This window comes from Pseudoalteromonas sp. 2CM41L, assembly GCF_023161905.1.
In the GTDB taxonomy this organism is placed as follows: Bacteria; Pseudomonadota; Gammaproteobacteria; order Enterobacterales; family Alteromonadaceae; genus Pseudoalteromonas; species Pseudoalteromonas atlantica.
This window is the reverse complement of sequence record NZ_JALNTN010000002.1, coordinates 294342-312293: the sequence shown is the minus strand read 5'-3', so window position 1 is coordinate 312293 and position 17952 is coordinate 294342. Positions and strand designations below refer to the sequence as shown.

17 protein-coding genes, 6 tRNA genes and 1 pseudogene are annotated in these 17952 nt (G+C 41.3%); 12 read left to right on the top strand and 12 right to left on the bottom strand.

The window, feature by feature from the left end; all coding sequences use genetic code 11:
- Window positions 1-10: 10 nt before the first annotated feature.
- The 12 genes and pseudogenes from rlmM to hemA form a co-directional block, all read right to left on the bottom strand.
- Entirely contained in the window at window positions 11-1096 is a 1086-nt protein-coding gene (gene rlmM, locus MTF64_RS04290; protein WP_248450685.1) for a 23S rRNA (cytidine(2498)-2'-O)-methyltransferase RlmM, read from the bottom strand.
- Window positions 1097-1113: 17 nt separating this feature from the next.
- Entirely contained in the window at window positions 1114-1482 is a 369-nt protein-coding gene (locus MTF64_RS04285; protein WP_198401364.1) for a DUF423 domain-containing protein, read from the bottom strand.
- Window positions 1479-2114, bottom strand: coding sequence for an alpha/beta family hydrolase (locus MTF64_RS04280; protein WP_024034183.1), 636 nt, complete (start codon window positions 2112-2114; stop codon window positions 1479-1481). Before MTF64_RS04280 ends, MTF64_RS04285 begins: the two co-directional genes overlap by 4 nt.
- 2 nt (window positions 2115-2116) lie before the next feature.
- The gene (locus MTF64_RS04275; protein ID WP_004588843.1) at window positions 2117-3013 is read right to left on the bottom strand and encodes a transcriptional regulator GcvA; all 897 of its coding nucleotides are present in this window, start codon (window positions 3011-3013) and stop codon (window positions 2117-2119) included.
- A 128-nt stretch (window positions 3014-3141) separates the two neighbouring features.
- Entirely contained in the window at window positions 3142-3996 is an 855-nt protein-coding gene (gene kdsA / locus MTF64_RS04270) for a 3-deoxy-8-phosphooctulonate synthase (RefSeq protein WP_054983446.1), read from the bottom strand.
- A gap of 9 nt (window positions 3997-4005) precedes the next feature.
- Window positions 4006-5259, bottom strand: coding sequence for a DUF819 family protein (locus MTF64_RS04265; RefSeq protein ID WP_138579197.1), 1254 nt, complete (start codon window positions 5257-5259; stop codon window positions 4006-4008).
- A gap of 14 nt (window positions 5260-5273) precedes the next feature.
- Entirely contained in the window at window positions 5274-6101 is an 828-nt protein-coding gene (locus MTF64_RS04260) for a tetratricopeptide repeat protein (RefSeq protein WP_004588840.1), read from the bottom strand.
- Window positions 6102-6384: 283 nt separating this feature from the next.
- Window positions 6385-6759, bottom strand: coding sequence for a SirB2 family protein (locus MTF64_RS04255; RefSeq protein ID WP_248450683.1), 375 nt, complete (start codon window positions 6757-6759; stop codon window positions 6385-6387).
- Window positions 6760-7079: 320 nt separating this feature from the next.
- Window positions 7080-8015: pseudogene (locus tag MTF64_RS04250) on the bottom strand (DUF3369 domain-containing protein); the annotation flags it as partial.
- A gap of 57 nt (window positions 8016-8072) precedes the next feature.
- Window positions 8073-8912, bottom strand: coding sequence for a peptide chain release factor N(5)-glutamine methyltransferase (gene prmC / locus MTF64_RS04245; RefSeq protein WP_004588837.1), 840 nt, complete (start codon window positions 8910-8912; stop codon window positions 8073-8075).
- Between the two features lie 2 nt (window positions 8913-8914).
- Window positions 8915-10000: a peptide chain release factor 1 gene (gene prfA / locus MTF64_RS04240; protein ID WP_004588836.1), complete on the bottom strand. Its 1086-nt coding sequence runs from the start codon at window positions 9998-10000 to the stop codon at window positions 8915-8917.
- A 7-nt stretch (window positions 10001-10007) separates the two neighbouring features.
- Complete coding sequence (gene hemA / locus MTF64_RS04235; RefSeq protein ID WP_004588835.1) at window positions 10008-11264, bottom strand: glutamyl-tRNA reductase; 1257 nt, start codon at window positions 11262-11264, stop codon at window positions 10008-10010.
- 83 nt (window positions 11265-11347) lie between these two features.
- Here hemA and lolB point away from each other — a divergent pair, with 83 nt between their 5' ends.
- From lolB to MTF64_RS04175, 12 genes are all read left to right on the top strand, one after another.
- On the top strand, window positions 11348-11935 hold the full coding sequence (lolB, locus tag MTF64_RS04230; RefSeq protein WP_004588834.1) for a lipoprotein insertase outer membrane protein LolB: 588 nt from the start codon (window positions 11348-11350) through the stop codon (window positions 11933-11935).
- A gap of 2 nt (window positions 11936-11937) precedes the next feature.
- Window positions 11938-12795: a 4-(cytidine 5'-diphospho)-2-C-methyl-D-erythritol kinase gene (ispE, locus tag MTF64_RS04225; protein ID WP_054983449.1), complete on the top strand. Its 858-nt coding sequence runs from the start codon at window positions 11938-11940 to the stop codon at window positions 12793-12795.
- A gap of 90 nt (window positions 12796-12885) precedes the next feature.
- Window positions 12886-13833, top strand: coding sequence for a ribose-phosphate pyrophosphokinase (locus MTF64_RS04220; RefSeq protein WP_004588832.1), 948 nt, complete (start codon window positions 12886-12888; stop codon window positions 13831-13833).
- Window positions 13834-13984: 151 nt separating this feature from the next.
- Complete coding sequence (locus tag MTF64_RS04215) at window positions 13985-14599, top strand: 50S ribosomal protein L25/general stress protein Ctc (protein ID WP_004588831.1); 615 nt, start codon at window positions 13985-13987, stop codon at window positions 14597-14599.
- Window positions 14600-14617: 18 nt separating this feature from the next.
- The gene (gene pth / locus MTF64_RS04210; protein WP_024033868.1) at window positions 14618-15202 is read left to right on the top strand and encodes an aminoacyl-tRNA hydrolase; all 585 of its coding nucleotides are present in this window, start codon (window positions 14618-14620) and stop codon (window positions 15200-15202) included.
- Between the two features lie 33 nt (window positions 15203-15235).
- Window positions 15236-16327 (top strand): redox-regulated ATPase YchF, encoded by a 1092-nt coding sequence (ychF, locus tag MTF64_RS04205; RefSeq protein WP_248450681.1) that lies wholly within the window; start codon window positions 15236-15238, stop codon window positions 16325-16327.
- Between the two features lie 763 nt (window positions 16328-17090).
- Window positions 17091-17167 (top strand) — tRNA-Met (locus tag MTF64_RS04200).
- 67 nt (window positions 17168-17234) lie between these two features.
- Window positions 17235-17319 (top strand) — tRNA-Leu (locus MTF64_RS04195).
- Window positions 17320-17359: 40 nt separating this feature from the next.
- Window positions 17360-17434, top strand: a tRNA-Gln gene (locus MTF64_RS04190).
- Between the two features lie 5 nt (window positions 17435-17439).
- Window positions 17440-17516, top strand: a tRNA-Met gene (locus MTF64_RS04185).
- Window positions 17517-17610: 94 nt separating this feature from the next.
- A tRNA-Leu gene (locus MTF64_RS04180) sits at window positions 17611-17695 on the top strand.
- A 40-nt stretch (window positions 17696-17735) separates the two neighbouring features.
- Window positions 17736-17810 (top strand) — tRNA-Gln (locus tag MTF64_RS04175).
- Window positions 17811-17952: the final 142 nt, after the last annotated feature.

Below are 17952 nucleotides of genomic sequence, written 5' to 3'. Positions count from 1 at the left end.
CCTCTATGATTTAGCTATACAAATTTTGGGGCACCTTAACAACGTTTAAATGAACGGTAATTTCCTCACGATCATGATACAAATGCTTAGCTTGCAACTCATAGGTTATACCGTACTTAGTAAGCTCTTCTTTGATCATCGTTAGGCATTCATAAACACTATCAAAGCGTTTTTTCATAGGCAGCTTTAAATTAAATATAAGCTCTTTGGCGTATGCGTTTACTGCCCAGTCAATCATTAGATTAGTCACTTTGGTTGGTTTTTCCACCATATCGCACACTAACCAGTTAATATTTCTTTTTTCTGGGCGGTATTTAAAACCATCGGCTCTAAAGTGTTTAACTTGGCCTGTTTCCATCAAACTATCATTCATTGGGCCATTATCTATTGCGCTAACAAACATGCCTCTGCGTACTAATTGATAGGTCCAACCGCCTGGGCATGCGCCTAAATCAACCCCTCGCATGCCTGGTTGTACTCGCGCTTCTCGCTCTTTTTCAGGGATAAAAACATTAAAGGCTTCGTCAAGTTTTAACGTTGAGCGGCTCGGTCCGTCACTTGGCATACGTAAACGTAAAATGCCCATAAAAAACGGCGAATTATTATAACTATACGAATACCCTACATACGCGGCATTGTTTGCTAAAAATAGTACATGCATTACCGGGCGGTTTGCCTTTGGCTCACGTAATACCGTGTTTTGCTTTTCGAGTGCTTTTTTTAACGGCGTTGATATTTTTTTACAAAAGGTCAGTAGCTCTTTGCCTTCGTTAGTATCGGGGGTTTCTACGCGCAATTCACTACACAAAGGAAAATCCTTTGCGGCTTCTTTTAATGCAGTGACCCTATCTTCTACCGGCATATTTTCGATTAACGTGCCAGCAAACCACTGGCGCGCAAATACCATATTTTTAAAGTCGACCTTTTTGATTATTTCGTCGCTGTGTTGCGCTTCAAAACATTCATAAATCACGTAGCCGGTATTTGGTTTGGCTTTTACATAGCCGGCAAAACCTTGCTCGGCAGCATGAAACGTTATTTCAGCAGCCGCATCGTTTTCAAAACTACTACGACAATAAATCACAACACTAGACATATTAACCCTTAAACTCTTTAAAACTTAAATCGTGCAACTTGCACTAAAATAACAACCCAACCAATTATAAAACATAACCCACCTAATGGGGTTATTGGGCCTAACCACTTCATGCCGCTTAGGGCTAGTAAATATAAACTGCCACTAAAAAGCAGTGTACCGGCAATAAAAAAGCCTCCCGCCATGGTTAAATTAATACCCCACTTAATAAGAATCGCCACGGCTATAAGCGCTAAACCATGCACCATTTGATACTCAGCTGCGGTTTTAAATACCCCGAGTGAATACTCAGTTAAACGGCTTTTTAAGCCATGTGCGGCAAATGCCCCTAACATAACCGACAGCATGCAAAAAAAGCTGCCCGTGAGTAAAAATAATTTAATCATAATTGCTCCACTCTATTGGCTATAAATTTACTTGCTTCAAGCGCTGCAGTTTCACGGTTTTGCAGCTCGCTCACACCACTTTTTTTGCGTGGTTTGAGTGAATGGTCGCCATCGCTAAGCCAAACATAGCTTGGCTGCTTTGGCATAGAAAGCGTTTTAAGCTCTTCACGGGTGCCAAAGGTATCTCGCTCGCCTTGTAAGACTAAAAACGGGCAAGGTATGTCTGCAAAATGATCGGTGCGTAGCTTATCTAGCTTACCGGGCGGATGAAACGGATAGCCAAACGCTAATACACCTACAATCGGTTGTGTAGAGCTACAGGCAAGCATAGACGCCATACGCCCGCCCATCGACTTGCCGCCAATAAATAACGGTAAATTAGGCTGCGCATTTGTTAGTACTTGCTCGTAATAAGCTAACAGTTTAGGGGCTCGCTCTGGGGGTCTACGTTTTTGTGTTTGTTTAGCAATTTGCATGTATTCAAAATCAAATAAACCTACATCAATACCCTGCGCACTGATGAGTTTAGCCATATGCTGCATAAAATCAGAATCTGATCCAGCTCCGGCACCATGCGCAAATATAAACTGTGCAATAGCAGGCTGCGTTGCGCTTTTAAACCATTCAATCATTATTAATACTCTTGTTCTTGTTCAACTAAGCTCAGCATCCAATCTTTAAACGAGACTATTTTACCCAGCTCTGTTTGCGACTCTCTAATCACTAAGTAATACGCGTTTTTACTCTCTAAGCTGTGGCTAAATGGGATCACTAAACGGCCCGCGTCAATATCGGGTTTGGCAAGCACACTATTGCCTATTGCTACACCTTGACCGTGCACCGCGGCTTGGAGCACCATCGATGAGTGGCTAAATATAGGACCTTGATTCACTTGTACATTACGTACACCTGCCGTTTTCATCCAGGTTTTCCAGTTACGACGCGTGGTATCGTGTAACAAGGTGTGCTGGGCTAAGTCACTCGGTTGATTAAGCGGTTTATGCCCGCTTAATAACAGTGGGCTACATAAAGGCACTAAATACTCGGTGTGCAATTTGTAAGTTTGAACTCCACTCCAGTGGCCTCGGCCGTAGTAAATAGCAATATCTACATCATCGGTTAACGAGTTTTCGTCTTGGTCTTGCGCTTTTATACGCACATCGATTTCGGGGTGGAGTTCGTTAAATAAACTTAATCGAGGTACCAACCACTGAATTGCAAAACTCGGGGTTAAACTTACGGTAAGCGAGCCTTTTGCACCACGAGCAAGTAGCTTTTCGGTGGCATCTATTAGCTGGGTAAAAATTTCTTTGATATCTAAAAAATAGCCTTGGCCTTCTTCGGTTAATAATAACGAGCGATTTTTACGTAAAAACAATTTTAAGCCTAAATGCTCTTCAAGGGTTTTAATTTGATGGCTCACTGCCGCTTGCGTTACATACAGCTCTTCTGCTGCTTTAGTAAAGCTTAAATGGCGTGCCGCGGCTTCAAAAGCTTTAAGTGCGTTTAATGGGGGGACTCGTCTTGACATAGTAACCAAGCTTAGAATTAGTTTTTCTTATGCGTAAGATTATATACAGCATCGTTGTGTGTGTATATTAATGGAATAAAAAAAGCGACCTAAGTCGCTTTTTAAACATTACCTAAATAGGTGTTAAATTATAAATCGCTTGCGCTTGTATCAAGTGGTGCAAAGCTTTTAATTAAATCATCTACCGCTTTCATTTGCGATAAGTACCCTTCAAGCTTGCTAAGTGCCAATGCACATGGGCCATCACACTTTGCTTCATTAGGGTTAGGGTGCGCTTCAATAAATAGGCCCGCAATGCCCAGTGCCATGCCGCTGCGAGCAAGCTCGGCAGCTTGTGCACGGCGTCCATCAGCAGAGTCAGCTCGCCCGCCTGGGCGCTGTAGTGCATGGGTGGCATCAAAAATAACCGGTGCCATGGCTTTCATGTCATCCATACCTAGCATATCAACAACTAAGTTGTTGTAGCCAAAGCTTGAGCCGCGCTCACACAGTGCAACATTATCATTACCTGCTTCATTAAATTTAGTAATGATATGACGCATTTCGTGCGGTGCTAAAAACTGTGGTTTTTTCACATTAATAATGGCACCCGTTTTAGCCATAGCTACCACTAAATCTGTTTGGCGTGCTAAAAATGCAGGTAACTGAATTACATCAACCACTTCAGCAACAGGCGCTGCTTGGTGTGGTTCGTGCACATCGGTTATAAGCGGAATGTTAAAAGTATTTTTAATCTCTTCAAATATTTTTAAGCCTTCTTCCATACCTGGGCCGCGGTAAGAATTTATTGATGAGCGATTCGCTTTATCAAACGAGGCTTTAAATACATAAGGAATATTTAATTTAGAGGTTACTTCTACATAGTGCTCTGCAATGCGCATTGCTAAATCGCGCGACTCTAAAACATTCATACCACCGAATAATACAAATGGTTTGTCGTTTGCCAGCTCAATATTATTAATATTAATTACTTGGTTGTTCATTTAAATTCCTTAAGGTGCAACTGCTTGCATCATTAATCCACAAATGTAGGCCATATATGTACCTACACCATACCCTAGTACAGCTAATAAAACGCCCACTGGCGCAAGCGAAGGGTGAAACGCAGAAGCCACCACAGGCGCCGACGCAGCGCCGCCAACGTTAGCTTGCGAGCCCACCGCCATATAAAATAACGGGGCTTTTATTACTTTGGCTACAATCAGCATTAAACTTGCGTGTGTTAGCATCCAAATAGCCCCAATTAAAAATAACCCAGGGTTACTAAATATAGCGGTTACGTTCATATGTAAGCCAATTGATGCCACTAAAATATATAAAAAGCTTGAAGCAACTTTTGATGCGCCAAACGCTTCTATTTGCCTTACTTTAGTAAATGATAAACTAATACCAATAGTGGTTGAAATAACAATTAGCCAAAAGAATTTACTGTTTAAGCTGTACTCTTTAGCCCACGCATAATTGTTTGCAAAAAACGGCCCTAAAAAGTCAGCACAAAAATGAGCTAGCCCAGTTATACCAAATGCTATGGCAATAATGGTCATGTAGTCATTGAGTGTCGGCATGCGTGCATGCTCTGCATGGTATTGCTCAACACGGTTTTTTAAATCTTCTATGGCGGTTGTATCAGCCCCTGTTGCGGCATCAATTTTTTTATGGTTTGCGGCCATTAGTAATAAAACAGCCATCCAAATATTCGCCACAATCACATCAACGGTCACCATAACCGAGAATATATCGCCGCCCACTTCAAACATTTCTTTCATTGAGGCTTGGTTTGCGCCGCCGCCAATCCAGCTGCCGGCAACCGTTGTCATACCACGCCAAACAGCATCAGGGCCGTGGCCGCCTACTAAATCAGGGCTAAATACGCTAACCACTAAAATAGATAAAGGCCCACCAATCACAATGCCCAACGTACCCACTAAAAACATAATTAACGCTTTGGGGCCTAAATTAATAATCGCTTTTAAATCAATGCTAATGGTAAGTAAAATTAAACATGCTGGCAGCAAATAGCGCGAAGCAACATAGTAAATATTTGAACTATGTCCATCTACAATGCCAAACGTATTGAGTAAAGAAGGTAAAAAGTAACACAGCAATAATGCTGGTACATATTTATAAAATGCTTTTAGTTTGGGGTTTTCGCTGCTAGAGGTTTTAAAAATGAACCCTAAAATTACAGCAAGCAAACCCAGTACAACAGCATCATTAGTAATTAATGCAGTGTGAGTATCAGCCATATTTGTTCCTATTCTTAATGGTGTGTTTTATTATTATCTTCAAGTTCTTCTAGTTGATGCTGAATAATCTCGATTGCCGGATCGTCCGGGCACTCATCAATAAAAAACTGTAAATCATCGCGTGCCATTTTAGGACAATCTAACTGATTGAGTAAGTAACCTCTGTCGCGTCTCTCGTACGGATCATCGCCTAATAGCTCCATTAGCAACTCAACACATACCAGCGCGTGGCCAAATTTATTTTCGCTAATAAACGACCATTTTTGCTGCGCTAAAAACAATTTATAAACTTCATCGTTATAAATAAGCTCAAGTGGCTCTTGCTCTTGGCCATTTTCTTCATCCGCATTTTCAGGAATGATGTACCAGCTTTGTTGCCCACTGCTAGGCTCAATAATGTAGCCTTCTTCATCACTTATCGCGACATGCACGCTTATATCACCCTGGTTAATACACACACTGGCATCTAATTGCGCTTGCTCAAGCAAATGGCTCAATAAAATACCTAATGTGGTTATAGAACCGCTGCGCATAGTGAGTGTATAGCTTAAGCTATTTATTTTATGCTCTGGCACCTTTAGCCCAGAGGCGCTAAATAGCCATTTGCTATAAAAAATATCAAGAAGGGCTTCTAATCTATCGTGTGGGTCTTTTTGCTTTGCGCACATAGCAGTGATCTGCTGCTCAAAGTCAGTTAATACAGAAAAAGTTGGCGCTAAATCTATTTGAGGGTCCCATTTCGACTCTGCATTAATACACCGATAAAGTGGCGGTGGAGTAAATTCATCATATGCATCATCTAAATAAGATTCGTCGTGTTCGTCATACCCGAGGGTGGTCATCAATACTACAACATTTATTAAAAAACGAAGGCGTAGTTTACCTAATTTTACGGATAGTTACCAATACAGCGAAGCTCCCACCCATAATTATACCCCAGAGGTGTGCTTTATTGTAAAAGGAGCAGGCCAGCCTGGCTGAAAAATGGTGAAGGCTATAAAGCGTGCAGAGGTGTATTAACTGTTACTCAAGTTCCTTGGGGGTTTAAGTCCCTTACTTATAAGTATCGTGCGTGTTTAAAAAGCATATACACGCACCGACACTTAACTTGCAACAAAGTAGGTATTATAAAAGTAGCGGCGATTTTGCCGTTGCCAAATACCCTATCGCTAAAATCACAATCGTGTTAACTACCACATACATAATTTTTGGCAACGTATTAGTTTGTTTAGCACTAATAATACCTATCGCAATATAAATCACTACAAGCACTATTTTTTCTAATAACCATAGTTGCTCAAAGGGGTTTATTTTTGCCATGAACACTAATGTTATTGCAGAAATAAGTAATAAAGTGTCAATGCTGTGACTGCCAATAAAAACCAGTTTATTTTTGGCAAGCTTGCCACTGCTCATACGCGAAAAAGAGCGGATGTAAAATAAGATAACGCTTAGCATAGCAATTGCCATGTGTGAGTGTTTTACTGCTAAATAATCCATAAGCCTCAGTACTTTTTGTTTTGTTAAATTTAGTTAAGTGCGTTTAATACCAATCCGCTTAATTAAGTGATCTATTTTGAGGATGGAAAAACGTGTTGATAGCTAGGCAAAAAATTTGCTATTTAGTTGTTCTAAATGAGAATTTTTTAACGCTGATAGCAACACGTTTAGCCCCCTCAAAATGATTAAGTATTATTGCTGCTTGGTATAATACCAAGCCCTACGCACTGCTTTGGCTATTATGCCTCACAAACTAAAAAGCACATAGTCGCAAGGCTATGTGCTTTTTAAATTTATAGTAACGATTAACGTTGTTGTCGTTGCACGTTCTCAAATGCTAGTTGTACATTTTGCGAAAAAATCTCAATTAAATTACGTTGCGTATCGGTTATATTTTTAGGGATCCCCGATATAAATAACATCGAATTGTGATTGTACTCGCTACTACAATAAGCAAATAAATAGTTATCTTTATAAATTATGCTTTTATCTTTAAGTGCTTGATGACACGCCTCTAGTTGCTCGTTTTGCAGCACCGCATCTAACTCTTTACCTTCGCTTTGCTCAAACTCACCGGTACCAGAGCGCACAATTAGCTTATCGTTACTATTTTCTTGCGTATTTTGCGCCACTAACGTAGTGGCATACACCGCTTGATCAGCAATGCCTAATAACGAGGTAAGTTGCTGCATCACCCCTTCAATAAACTGCTCTATTGAACGTGTGGCAAATATATCGCGCGAGGCAACAATAATTTTTTCAAGCCCTTCGCGAGATTGCTCTATAGAAATAATATCGCGATACGAGCGTAAGCTCGACATAATCACAGTAAACAGCTTTTGCGCTGTCAGCTCTGTTTTCGATTTATAGTCGTTAATATCGTAATTAATAATGACTTGGCGCTCAGGCGCCTGCCCAGGCTGACCGGTTCTTAAAATAATGCGAATATGATTATTATTAGCTTCTTCGCGAATAAATTTAGCAACCTGTAACCCAGCGTCATCTGTTTCCATTACCACATCTAGCAGTACAATAGCGGCATCTGGGTGCGCATTTATTAATTCTTTTGCTTCAGCGCCCGAGTATGCGCTTAAAAATTCTAAACGTTTGTTCTGAAATTCAAAATCACTCAACGCAAGCTTTGTAACAGCATGAACTTCAGGTTCGTCATCAACGATTAATACTTTCCAAGTGCCAAGCTCTACTTCATTTTCTAACTCATCTGGCTCATCTGAAAATAAAAAATCACCCATCATATTAAAGGTTCCTTAATGCATTTATAGAACACACAATCATGGCTGTTTATTATCAAATTAAGGCCACTGTGCGAGCGTTACACGATCGTTATTTCCCAAGTCTTTTACTGTTTTAATATTTATATACGCCATTTGCTTAAACAAATGCCGAACAGCTTCACCCTGTTCAAAACCATGTTCTATTAAAAGATAGCCACTAGGGAGCAAATAGTCACGTGATTGTGTAATTATTTGTTTTATATCAGCCATTCCTGCATCATCGGCCACTAACGCAGAAAGAGGTTCAAAGCGCACATCTCCTTCTTTTAAATGTTTATCGTCGTGTTCAATGTACGGGGGGTTAGTCACAATTAAATTAAACTGCTCATTTTTCAGCGCGCTAAACCAGTTACTTTGCTTAACTTGCACATTATCAATGGCTAAACGCTGCTGATTACGAGTCGCTAAGGCCACCGCATCTGCTACTTTGTCGACTGCTGTAATTTGCCATGTTGGCATTTCACTGCCAAGTGCAAGTGCTATAGCGCCGGTGCCAGTGCCTAAATCAAGCACTTTTGCTTGCTCAGGCACGGTAAGTGCTAAAGCTTGCTCAACGAGTGTTTCGGTATCAGGCCTAGGAATAAGCGTCGTAGCATTCACCTCGAGCGCTAAGCTCCAAAATTCGCGCTGGCCAATAATATGCGCTACGGGTTCACCATTTAAACGCCGTTCACAAAATTCATCATATTGGCGCTGTTCGTCGCTGCTAAGTAGGTTATCTGGCCAGGTAAATAAGTAACTGCGGGGTTTTTGAAGAATATGTAATAGCAGTACTTGTGCGTCTAATTTAGCGCTGTCGCTAGTTGGTGCAAGTTTAGTTGCACCAACCGCTATTGCCTGCTCAAGCGTGTGGCTCACAATTACTCATCGCCCATTGCGGCAAGTAAATCAGCCTGATGCTCTTGCATTAATGGATCGATAATTGCGCCTAAATCGCCAGTTACCACTTCGTTTAAGCGATAAAGCGTTAAATTAATACGGTGATCGGTAATACGCCCTTGCGGGTAGTTGTAAGTACGAATACGCTCAGAGCGATCGCCGCTGCCCACTAAGTTACGACGCTCAGAGGCCTCAGCCGCATGGCGTTTTTCATCTTCGGCTTGCTGTAAACGCGCGGCAAGTACCGACATCGCTTTAGCACGGTTTTTATGTTGCGAACGTTCATCCTGACACTCAACCACAACTCCCGTTGGAATATGAGTAATACGAATTGCCGAGTCGGTTTTATTTACGTGCTGACCACCGGCGCCCGAGGCTCTAAAGGTATCTACTTTTATATCGGCGGTGTTTATTTCAATGGCTTCAGCTTCTGGAATTTCGGCCATTACTGCAACCGTACACGCAGAGGTATGTACACGCCCTTGCGACTCAGTCTCTGGTACACGCTGTACACGGTGAGCGCCCGATTCAAACTTAAGCTTACCGTACACACCTTCACCGCTAATATTTGCGATAACTTCTTTGTAGCCGCCGTGTTCACCTTCGTTGGTGCTCACTACTTCAACTTTCCATTTTTGTGTTTCGGCGTAACGGCTGTACATTCTAAATAAATCGCCTGCAAAAATAGCCGCTTCGTCACCACCGGTACCCGCACGTACTTCTAAAAATACATTGTTGTTATCTTTAGGATCTTTAGGAAGCATAAGCACTTGTAGCTCATCTTCTAATGATAAAATTTGCGCTTTAGCTTCTTTGTATTCTTCTTGCGCCATTTCACGCATATCTGGGTCTGAATCTTTTAGCATTTCTTCAGCAGTCGCTACATCGTCTTGCGCTTGTTGGTATGCTAAAAATGTTTTTACAATTTCTTCAAGCTCAGAGTATTCTTTTGAAAGAGCACGAAAGCGGTTTTGATCACTAATGACCGACGGATCGCTCAGTAGCGCTTGTACTTCTTCGTAGCGCTCTACTAAGGTTTCTAATTTACGATATACAGACTCTTTCATTTAACTGTTATTCCTGATCAATACCTAACATTTTTTTCAACTGAGTTAGTTGTGCCACTTCACCTTTTTTAGCCGCATCTTGAATTGCACGGGTAGGCGCGTGCATTAAGCGGTTGGTTAATTTATTGGCCAACTCTAATATAATTTTTTCTGCGTCTTTACCTGTATTTAGCTGGCTAACCGCCCGCTCAACAAGTTCTGACTTAATGGTTTGTACGTCGTTTCGGTAGTGGCGAATTAAATCAACCGAATCGAGAGAGCGAACCCACATTTCAAATTCTTTTACGCGCTCGCTTATTATTAATTGTGCTTGTTCTGCCGCCTGTTCACGCGCAGCCATATTCTCGCTTACAATGGCTTGTAAGTCATCAACGGAATATAAATAGGCTGCGTCAAGCTCGCCTACTTGGCTTTCTATATCGCGCGGTACGGCAATATCAATAAACAGCATAGGTTTATGGCGGCGCTGTTTTAATGCTTGCTCCACCACCCCTTTACCTATTATTGGTAACGTACTGGCGGTTGAGCTAATAACAATATCGGCTTTGTGTAAACGCTCAGGTAGTTGTGCCAGCGCTATCACATCGGCCGACACTTCCTGCGCTAAACCGCGTGCACGCTCAATGGTTCTGTTGGCAACCGTAATTTGTTGCGGCTCATTTTGATATAAATGTTTAGCTACAAGCTCTATTGTTTCGCCGGCACCAATTAATAACACATTGGTTTTATCAAGCTTGCCATAAATATGTTTTGCTAAATTAACCGCTGCAAACGCCACTGACACAGCACTGGCACCAATATCGGTGTCGGTACGGACCTGCTTAGCTACCGAAAAGGTTTTTTGAAACAACCTATCAAACTTAACGCCTACGGCATCGTGTGTTTTGGCGCTATGATAAGCTTGCTTAATTTGCCCTAAAATTTGCGGCTCGCCCAATACCAACGAATCTAAGCCGCACGCAACACGCATTAAATGATTAATGGCTGCATCACCTTGGTGGCAATATATATTTTTGCTCAGTTCGTGTTCATCCAAACCATGGAAACTGGCAAGCCAGGCTAGCAGTGCTTGGGAATTTGACTGCTCAAGGCTACAATAGATTTCGGTACGGTTACAGGTAGATACAATAACGGCTTCGTTAAAGTCGGCATGACCGCTTAATTGCTGGAGCGCCTCAGACATTTGCTCAGGCGAAAAAGCCACTTTTTCACGTAATTCTACGGATGCGGTTTTGTGATTTATACCAAGTGCTATGATGGTCATATTTGCCAAATATTGCTGCGCCCTACTTTAAAGGCGGCAATTTTACCAAAAATCAGCGGAATATGGAAAGTAAGGAACAACATTTGATTCGACATTATTTAATTTTATTCACTCTTTTTTTGTTTTTAGCGGGCTGCGCCCACCAAATTGATACAAAAACAACGCTTTACGATGATTGGAAACCACGCTTAGCAGCGCAAAAAACCTGGCAAGCACAAGGTAAATTAGCGTTTATAAGCCCTGATGAGCGCCAATCTGCAAACTTAAATTGGCAACAAGACGAAAAACAAAACAACTTAGTGCTCACTACGTTTATTGGTACTCGTATATTGTCGCTTAAACAAACCCGCACAGGTGCGGTGCTTGATTACGACGATAAAACATACACAGATACTAACGCCGCGTTATTATTAAAACGCTTAACCGGTTTTGACCTGCCAGTTGATAACGCCGATAACTGGTTAAAAGGCACATTAACGTCGCAAACATTAAAAGTAGACGAACTTGGCCGTGCACAACAAGTTATTTGGTACGATAACAGCAATAAAAAGTGGCAAATAACGTATTCAAACTATAAACAGCAAGGTGGCTTTTGGGTTCCTGGCAATGTCACGCTAAAACATCAGCAAATTAAAATCAAAATTCAACTCTACAATTGGCAATTTAATTAAGTATGAATACTAAAACAGCTTTTTCGGTCATTGCACCGGCAAAACTTAACTTATTTTTACACATCAATGCGCGCCGTGATGACGGTTATCACGAACTAGAAACCTTATTTACCTTTTTAAATTTTGGCGACACACTCGACTATTCAGTTAACGAAGCGCCCACTATTTTAATAACGGGTGATACGAAAGGCATAGCAGATTGCGATAATCTCATCTATAAAGCCGCGTTATTGCTTAAAAATCACTGTGGCATTTCATCAGGTGTAAAAATAAATCTCACTAAACGTTTACCTATGGGTGGCGGCGTGGGAGGCGGTTCATCTGATGCAGCCACCACGTTACTTGCACTTAATAAAATGTGGAATACACAACTAAATATTGATGAATTAGCAAACTTAGGCCTGCAATTAGGCGCCGACGTGCCGGTATTTATTCGTGGTAAAAGCGCCATAGCACACGGTATTGGCGAACAATTGGTTGACGTAGAGCTTGAACAAAAATGGTATTGCGTTGTGCACCCTAATCAGCATGTCAGTACCGCTAAAATATTCACTCACCCAGATTTAAAACGCGATACACCAAAAATTTCAGGTGATTGGCGAACCCATAAATTAACCAACGATTGTGAGCCTTTAGTTAAAAAGCTCTGCCCCGAGGTTGAAAAAACCCTGCAGTGGTTGCTAAAATACGCCCCGTCGAAGATGACCGGAACAGGTTCATGTTGTTTTGTCGAATTTGCTAGCCAAGTTCAAGCACAAGATGTACTTGATAACCTCCCCCATACTTGGCAGGGTTTTGTTGCTTCTAGCGCAAATGTCTCACCTGCTCATACGGAGCTTGCCGCCATATTCGATCAATGAAGTAACGTACAAGTAATCATAAGTTAACGCGTAGTGGGTTTTACCTATTTACCCGTTAGTCCAAAAATTCAGTGCCTGAGGAACCCTACCGTGCCTGACATGAAGCTCTTCGCTGGTAACGCAACACCTGAGTTAGCTCAAAAAGTTGCAAAACGTTTGTATATTGAATTAGGCGATGCTGTTGTTGGCCGTTTTAGCGACGGTGAGATCAGTGTTCAAATAAATGAAAATGTTCGTGGCTCGGATGTTTTTATCTTGCAATCAACCTGTGCCCCTACTAACGATAACCTAATGGAACTTATCGTTATGGTTGATGCTCTACGTCGTGCATCAGCAGGTCGTATTACTGCCGTCATTCCTTATTTTGGTTATGCACGTCAAGACCGTCGAGTACGTTCTGCGCGCGTTCCAATTACCGCTAAAGTTGTTGCCGATTTCTTATCAAGTGTAGGTGTTGACCGCGTTCTTACGGTTGATTTACACGCTGAGCAAATACAAGGTTTCTTTGACGTACCAGTAGATAACGTATTTGGTAGCCCTGTATTACTTGAAGATATGGAAGAGCGTGAGTTTGAAGACGTTGTTGTAGTATCGCCAGATATTGGTGGTGTAGTACGTGCCCGTGCTATTGCAAAACTACTTCACGACACAGACCTTGCTATCATTGATAAACGTCGCCCTCAAGCTAACGTTTCTCAAGTAATGCATATTATTGGTGATGTTGAAGGCCGCGACTGTATTATCGTAGATGATATGATTGATACCGGTGGTACTTTATGTAAAGCCGCAGAAGCACTTAAAGAACACGGTGCTAAACGCGTATTTGCCTATGCAACGCACCCTATTTTATCTGGCAAAGCTGCAGAGAACATTCGTAACTCAGTAATTGATGAAGTAATTGTAACTGACTCAATTCCGTTATCTGATGAATTAAAAGCGCTTGATAAAGTAAAAGTACTGACTCTTGCTGACATGTTAGCCGAAACAATTCGTCGCATCAGCAATGAAGAATCTATTTCAGCGATGTTTGAACACTAAAATCACACATTCGTTGGAACATATAAGCGCCTTTTGGCGCTTTTTTTGTATGTGTTGTTTATTTTATCGGGGGGCGGTGTTATGATAGCGCGCCTTTTGGGTAGGGACCTTGGTCGCAAAGGCCCTAACACTTTTAATTATTGGAGACATTATGTCTAACGAAACTTATACTTACAACGCTGAACTTCGCGTAGAAACTGGTACTGGTGCGAGCCGCCGCCTACGTCGCGAAGACAAAGTACCTGCTATCCTTTACGGTGCAGATAAAGAAGCGGTATCGCTTACTCTTGCTCATAAAGACATGATCAAAGCACAAGAAAGCGAAGGTTTTTACACGCACATTCTTACGCTAAATGTTGGCGGCGAGTCTGTTGAAGCTATCTTAAAAGATATTCAACGTCACCCATTCAAGCCAAAAATCACTCACCTTGATTTCCAACGTGTAGATGCAACTCACAAATTAGTAACTAAAGTTCCTCTTCACTTCATCGGTGAAGAAGCAGTTACTAAAGCTGGCGCAACTGTTGTTCACCAGTTAACTGAAGTTGAGATTTCTTGTCTTCCTAAAGCACTTCCAGAATTCGTTGAAGTTAACGTTTCTAATTTAGTAGTTGGTGATTCAGTTCACATTTCTGACCTTGAACTTCCTTCAGGTGTTCAGTCTGTTGAACTAGGTAAAGGCGAAGGCCACGACCTGTCAGTAGTTACAATCAAAGCTAACAAAGCAGCTCCTACTGAAGAAGAAGCTTCAGACGCTGCTGAATAATATTTAAGGTCTTGCACCTTGAATTCTATTCAAATGCTTGTGGGCCTGGCTAATCCAGGCCCCGAATACGCAAACACACGCCACAATGCAGGTGCTTGGTTCATTGAAGAACTCGCAGCACGCTACAACTGCACGCTCAAACACGATCCTAAATATCACGGCCTAACAGGCAAAGTGATCATCCAAGGCCAAGAATTCAAATTATTGATCCCCACCACCTACATGAACTTAAGTGGTAAAGCGGTCGGTAGTTTAGCCAATTTTTTCAAAATCCCCGTGGAAAACATACTTGTTGCCCATGACGAAATGGATTTAGACCCAGGCGTTGCCAAACTTAAAAAAGGTGGCGGTCATGGCGGTCATAATGGCTTAAAAGACATTATTGCAAAAATGGCAAACCAAAAAGATTTTATGCGTTTACGCATAGGTATCGGTCATCCAGGGCATCGTGAAATGGTTACCGGTTGGGTGCTTGGAAAAGCAGCCAAAGAAGACCAAGAAAAAATGGATGCAGCGGTTGATGAAGCAGTTCGCTGTATGGAAATACTTGCAAAAGATGGTGTGTTAAAAGCACAAAACAGACTACATTCTTTTAAACCATAATCGTTTAAACGAATCTTAACAAGGTATCTTACTATGGGTTTTAAATGTGGCATCGTTGGCTTGCCTAATGTTGGTAAATCAACGCTTTTTAATGCACTAACTAAAGCGGGTATTGAAGCCGCTAACTTTCCTTTTTGTACCATCGAACCTAACACAGGTGTAGTACCGGTACCCGATCCTCGCTTAGACGAGCTAGCAAAAATTGTAAATCCTCAACGTATTCTACCTACCAGTATGGAATTTGTTGATATTGCTGGTTTAGTAAAAGGCGCATCAAAAGGTGAAGGTTTAGGAAACCAATTTTTAGCAAACATTCGTGAAACGGATGCAATTGGCCATGTAGTTCGCTGTTTTGAAGACGAAAACGTAATTCACGTTGCAGGTACTATTGACCCTGCTGACGATATTGACGTTATCAATACCGAATTAGTACTTGCCGATATGGACAGCGCTGATAAAGCAATTTTCCGTAACGCTAAAAAAGCGAAAGGCGGCGATAAAGACGCTAAAGAGCAAAATACAGTACTTGAAAAAGTTAAAGTACACTTAGACGAAGGGTTAACACTTCGCTCTTTAGAGCTTACTAAAGAAGAAAAAGCAGCAATTAGCTCAATTAACTTCTTAACTATTAAGCCTACTATGTACATTGCTAACGTAGCTGAAGATGGCTTTGAAAATAACCCACACCTTGACCGTGTACGTGCTATTGCAGAGTCTGAAGATGCTGTAGTAATTCCGGTGTGTGCTGCAATCGAATCTGAGCTTTCTGAACTAGATGAAGAAGACAAGCTTGAATTTATGGCAGACCTAGGTTTAGAAGAACCAGGCCTAAACCGTGTTATTCGCGGTGGTTACGAGCTATTGCATTTACAAACCTACTTCACTGCAGGTGTAAAAGAAGTACGCGCGTGGACTATTCCAGTAGGTGCAACTGCGCCGCAAGCGGCTGGTAAAATTCACACCGACTTTGAACGTGGCTTTATTCGCGCACAAACCATTGCTTATGACGACTACATTGCCTTTAATGGCGAAGGTGGCGCTAAAGAAGCCGGTAAAATGCGTCAAGAAGGTAAAGAGTACATTGTTAAAGATGGCGATGTAATGAACTTCTTGTTCAACGTATAATTACGCCTAAACAATCTGTTTATAAAAGCCCGCTTAATGCGGGTTTTTTTATGCCTTTATCTAAATAAGTTTTATCCCAAAAGACAAATGGCCTTAATTACTTTTGGCTTTTTATAGCAATTAGCATAATTAAGTGATTTATTTTGTTGATGGAAAAACCTGTTGATAGCTAGGAAAATTCGCTATTTAGTTGTTCTGAATGAGAATTTTTTAACACAGATAGCGACACGTTTAGTCCCACAAAATGATATAAGTATTATTACGGATTGGTATTATTACGGATTGGTATGATACTAACGAGCTAAGCTAAATACTTTATTTAACGTAAGAAATACGCATCAGTAATAAGCAAATTGCCCTACCAACTGCCTCCACGCGGTGATTAATATGTAATTTTTAACGCAACTAGCGCAAGTTATGCCTACTTAAAATGACTGCATAACCTGGTTGTTAAGTATCATAACTTCATTCAATAGCTAAAATACTCAATAAACTCGGTTTTAATACAACTTGATCGCAAAGCGACTGCTGAAATACTCAGCAGTTTTTATATTAACGGTTTTAAGTTGTTATTACTTAGTGTACTTTGACAGTTGATTTACAGTTAAAAAAACAGCAAATTTATTAAAATTTAGCCTCTTAGCTTAATTTTCCTGCAAACAAACCCTGTTAAGTGTTTTTTTGCAAAAAAGGTGTTGACGGATTTGGGTCATATCAGCATAATACGCCCCGCACTCAGCGATGAAGTGATAACAAAAGAGATGGCTAAGTAGCTCAGCTGGTTAGAGCACATCACTCATAATGATGGGGTCACAGGTTCAAATCCCGTCTTAGCCACCATTTTTCTTTTGTTGCTCAATGAAGAGTTTAAAATAACTACCTTCCTTTGATTATTCAAAGTGAAAATGCGGGAGTGGCGGAATTGGTAGACGCGCTGGATTTAGGTTCCAGTATCTTAGGATGTGAGAGTTCAAGTCTCTCCTTCCGCACCATGTTCTCGATAAGAACTAAAATAATCAGCTAATTCTTTGTTGGGATATCGCCAAGCGGTAAGGCACCAGGTTTTGATCCTGGCATTCCCAGGTTCAAATCCTGGTATCCCAGCCAACAATGGCTAAGTAGCTCAGCTGGTTAGAGCACATCACTCATAATGATGGGGTCACAGGTTCAAATCCCGTCTTAGCCACCATTTCTTTTTTTAGAAGTGGCTCTGCAAGAGTTAAATTGCAGCTCAATGAAGAGTTTAAAATAACTACCTTTCTTTGATTATTCAAAGTAAAAATGCGGGAGTGGCGGAATTGGTAGACGCGCTGGATTTAGGTTCCAGTATCTTAGGATGTGAGAGTTCAAGTCTCTCCTTCCGCACCATGTTCTCGATAAGAACTAAAATAATCAGCTAATTCTTTGTTGGGATATCGCCAAGCGGTAAGGCACCAGGTTTTGATCCTGGCATTCCCAGGTTCAAATCCTGGTATCCCAGCCAATTTCTTCTACCAAAGAAATTGCTATAAAGAATGACAATATACGGGAGTAGCGGAATTGGCAGTAGTCTTGAATTAGACGCTGGATTTAGGTTCCAATACATTAACACCTGTGTATGTTAAATGCGGGAGTGGCGGAATTGG